Genomic DNA, 534 nt, shown 5'->3' on the forward strand with positions numbered 1-534 from the left:
TCTCGTATCAAAGACCAGAGTTCAAATGACATAACTGTAGAAATGACTTTAAAGCATATATCGGGCAATGAAATATCAACAGAAGGAACATTTCCTTTTGACGCTACAGGGAGCAAAAATAACATACAAGCGGTTGGTTCTACTCTCACCTACGCACGGAGATATCTCTTAGGCATGCTTCTTAATGTTGCAAGAAAAGAAGACGATACAGATGGAATAACACTTCTTGCGGGTATCTCTTCTGAACAGATGAATGAAATCAAAGAATTAATTAAAAAAACACAATCTGAAGAAAGTAGGCTTCTCTCTTTCATAGGAGTAAAAAATCTAAAAGATATGTCTTTTAAACAAGCACAAACCGCTTTGTTTTCTTTGAAAAAAAAGCAACGAAAGCAAATGAATAAAGCACAACAAGAGCAATTAGATGCACCTATACAAGATATCGAATATGCGCCAACTCAACAAGAAACGGCGGTGTGAAATGGAACAAAGGACAGCAGAGTGGTTTCAAGCGCGCTTGGGTAAAGTCACTGC

1 protein-coding gene is annotated in these 534 nt (G+C 37.5%); it reads left to right on the forward strand.

Features of this window, described 5'->3' with window-relative positions; all coding sequences use genetic code 11:
* On the forward strand, window positions 1-480 hold a 480-nt coding region (locus tag ACFIJJ_RS10185), incomplete at its 5' end, for an ERF family protein (RefSeq protein WP_375646870.1).
* Window positions 481-534 lie beyond the last annotated feature (54 nt).

The organism is Bartonella sp. TT29SHDZB (assembly GCF_042193395.1).
Classification (GTDB): Bacteria; Pseudomonadota; Alphaproteobacteria; order Rhizobiales; family Rhizobiaceae; genus Bartonella.